1 protein-coding gene and 1 pseudogene are annotated in these 3,635 nt (G+C 73.1%); one reads left to right on the top strand and one right to left on the bottom strand.

Annotated features, from left to right (window positions below):
* The first annotated feature begins 531 nt into the window (after positions 1 to 531).
* Positions 532 to 1,611, top strand: coding sequence for an inosamine-phosphate amidinotransferase 1 (locus ABZW03_RS38605; protein WP_355269213.1), 1,080 nt, complete (start codon positions 532 to 534; stop codon positions 1,609 to 1,611).
* Between the two features lie 74 nt (positions 1,612 to 1,685).
* Here ABZW03_RS38605 and ABZW03_RS38600 read toward each other — a convergent pair.
* Positions 1,686 to 3,211, bottom strand: a pseudogene (locus ABZW03_RS38600) (PxKF domain-containing protein).
* Between the last annotated feature and the right edge of the window lie 424 nt (positions 3,212 to 3,635).

Genomic DNA, 3,635 nt, shown 5'->3' with positions numbered 1-3,635 from the left:
CCCGAAGGAGGCGGTCCGCCCGACCGAGACGGTCTACCCGGAGACCAACCCGGTGAAGGCCGACGAGGCGACCGCCCAGCAGATGGCCGAGTCGCCGCGGCGGGCGGGGCGCTGCTGGCGCTGGCGGGCGGGAGCCGGATCCGCCGGGCCTGGCGCTGGTGAGCGCGGGGCCCGGAAGGTCGCCTGCCGGAGCGCCCCGCGGCCCCTCTCCCCGGCCGTCTCACCGGCCCTCTGCCGGGCATTGATCGGCCTCGGAGACAGGGGAGTTGAACAACGCACGGATCGGCCGGCGGGTCGTCGCGGTGGCGTATTCGGCGCCGATCACGGTTCTTGCGCCGCCGTCGGTCGTCCGGGTAGCTTGACAGTCGATCCCGGCCCTCGAAAGGCGAATTCGGCTGCCCCGCCGGTGATTTCCCGTACGCGTGGTCGGCTGGAGCCGGGCCGGCGATGAATTCCTGCGGTGCGGTTCGAAGCCGTCGTCTGCCGCAGTGCTGTCTCCGTGTTTCCCTGAACTCTTGCCAAGGGAGAGTCATGTCCGATTCGGCCCGTCCGGTCCACAGCTGGGACGAATTCACCACACTGCGGGAGATCGTGGTCGGGACCGCCGTCGGCGCCCGGCTGCCCGAGCAGACCGAGCCGTCCGCCCGGTTGTCCTGTTTCCCGAAGACCAGTGCCGCCGACCTCGCCTCGATCGAGGCCGGCCCCTACGCGCGGCAGGTCGTGGAGGAGACCGAGGAGGACCTGGACGCGCTGGTCGCTACCCTGCGCGGCCTCGGCGTCATCGTCCACCAGCCCGAACCCGTCGACCACGCGGCCGCGTTCGCCTCCCCGCTGTGGACGGTCGACGGCGGCTTCCACTCCTACTGCCCGCGGGACCTGACCCTGGTGGTCGGGGAGACGCTGATCGAGGTGGCGAGCCCGATGCGGCAGCGCTACTTCGAGGTCTTCGGGCTGCGCGGACTCTTCCAGGACTACCTGGGCCGCGGCGCCCGCTGGCTGGCCGCTCCCCGGCCGCGACTGCGCGACGAGCTCTTCGAGCTGGACGCGGACGGGCTCCCGCTGCTGGGCGAGGACGAGCCGGTCTTCGACGCCGCGAACGTGCTGCGGCTCGGCCGGGACGTGTTCTACCAGGTCTCCCGCAGCGGGAACGAACTCGGCCTGCGCTGGCTGGAATCCACCCTCGGCCTGCTCGGCGACGGCGGCCTGCGGCTGCACCCGCTGCGGGACGTCTACGGCTACACCCACATCGACAGCACCATCGCGCTGCTGCGGCCGGGGCTGGTGCTGCTCAACCCGGAGCGGATCGGCCCGGAGAGCGTCCCGGAACCGCTGCGCGGCTGGGACGTGCTGTGGTGCCCGCCGGCCGAGCCCTCCGGCCCGGCGCCCGAGCACGCGCTCAGCGAGAGCTGGATCACCATGAACCTGCTGATGGTCTCCCCGGACACGGCGATCGTCGAGGCCGGCCAGGAGGGCCTGATCAAGGTGCTGGAGCACGCCGGGATCACCGTCCTGCCGCACCGGCTGCGGCACTCCCGGGTGCTCGGCGGCGGCTTCCACTGCGTCACCCTGGACATCCGGCGCGACGGCGGGCTGGAGGACTACCTGTCCTGACCCCGGTGCGCGCGGCGGGTGCCCGGTCGCTGGGGCTTTCCAGCGGCCGGGCACCCGGGGCGGACGGGTTCCGGTCAGCGGAACCGGAAGAGGGCGGTGTGGGTGGTGCCGTCGTCCAGGCCGAGCGTGAACAGCTGGCAGGTGCCGGCGTAGGACCGCAGGGTCTTCCAGAGGCACGTGTAGGTGTCGCTGTCGCTGTCGTACAGCAGCCCGACGTTGCCCGGCGTGCCGGTGGGGGCGGTCGGGCCGAGCGGGTCGCCGGTGGCGCAGTCGACGGTCTGCGTCGTCGGCGAGCCGGGGCGAGGATGTCCAGGCCGCGGTCGCCCTCCAGGCTGAACATGACCGGGACCACCTGGCCGGCGCGGGCCTGGTTGACCGCGGGCGGGTTCTCGACCGGCGGCAGGAAGCCGGTGAACGGGTAGGCGTAGGTGTAGCGGTCGGCGGCGGTGGCCGGGCTCGTCTCGGCCGGGGTGCTCACCGTGACGTCGACGGTGCCGGCGGCGTGGGCCGGGATCGTCGCGGTGACGGTGAAGTCGTCGACGACGGTGACGTCGGTGGCCGGCGTGCCGCCGAACAGGACCGCGCCGGTGCCGGCGCTGCCGGTCACGGTGTTCGTGGCGGTGTCGATCGCCGAGACGGTGTTGGCACCGCTGTTGGTGACGTAGGCCGCGCCGCCGGCCGGGTCGGCCAGCACCGCGGTCGGGGCGCGGCCGACCGGGATGCTGGCGGTGACGGTGTTGGTGGCGGTGTCGATGACCGTCACGGTGTTGGCGCCGGCGTTGGCGACGTACAGCTGCGCGCCGTCCGGGGTGATCGTCACGCCCTCCGGGCCGGACGGGACGGGGATCGTGGCGGTGATCGTGTCGGTGGCGGTGTCGATCACGGAGACGTTGTTGCTGTTGTAGTTCGCGGTGTAGGCGTGCAGGCCGTCCGGGGTGATCGCCACGGCGGCCGGGGTGTGGGCGATGGGGTGGGAGATGGTGGCGGTGACGGTGTTGGTCGCGGTGTCGATGACCGAGACCGAGCTGCCGACGAAGTTGGCCACGTAGGCGCGCCTGCCGTCGGGGGTCAGCGCGATGCCGAACGGCTGGTTGCCGACCTGGACGGTCGTGGTGACGGTCTGAGTGGCGGTGTCGATGACGTCGACGCCGCCGACACCCGGGCTGACGAAGCGTCCGACGTAGGCGTGCGCGCCGTCGGGGGCGAACGCCACCGGAGCCGGGAACCGGCCGACCGGGATGGTCGAGGCGACGGTGTTGGTGGCGGTGTCGATCACCGACACCGTGTTGCTGCCGTTGTTGGTGACGTAGGCCTGCGAGCCGTCCGGGGAGACGGCCACCCCTTCGGGGTAGGAACCGACCGGCACGGTCGCGACGGTGGTGTTGGTCGACGGGTCGTAGGCCGTGACCGAGTTCCCGCGCACGTTGGCGATGTAGACCAGCCGCTGCCCGGCGGTGGGGCCCTCCGCGTGCGCCGGCGTGGCCGGCAGGGTCGCGCCCAGCGGGCCGAGGACGACGGCGGCCAGGGCCAGCACCGCGCGGCGTCGCAGCCGGCGCAGGCGCCCCGAGGGCGCGGAGGCGTTGTCGTGGACCGAAGGCATGGAAGCCACCTTTCTGTGCGTCGTGGCGAACCTCGGCAGCCTCTCCCGGGCCCGCACCGCGAGGTGGTCGGGCGGTACGGGCCCTGACGGCCCGTCGCTCACCGGATCGCCTGCGGTCCCCGAGGGGGTGGCCCGAGCGGCCGACAGGACGGTCCTCCGGTAGCTTGGCCGCCCAGGCCGGGCCGCCGACAGAGCGCGCGGATGCGGCGATCGGCTCCGGACCAGGCCTGATCCGGCGCGCGGATCGGAGCGAGCCCCCGCCGGTGGCGCCGGAAGTCGGAGAGGGCCTCCCGCGGACCGGAGGCCACGACGCACGGACGGGAGCGGGAAGTCGGCGGGCAGCAGCTCCAGCGCGACGTCGGTGAAGACGCCGCGCTTCTGGCTGGTGGAGAACTTCCCGCCGTAGTACGTCAGCCAGTTGAAG

The sequence above is a fragment of the Kitasatospora sp. NPDC004799 genome, assembly GCF_040609095.1.
Taxonomy (GTDB): domain Bacteria; phylum Actinomycetota; class Actinomycetes; order Streptomycetales; family Streptomycetaceae; genus Kitasatospora.
Note: the sequence above shows the minus strand (reverse complement) of the source record. Positions and strands in the feature narration are given on the sequence as shown.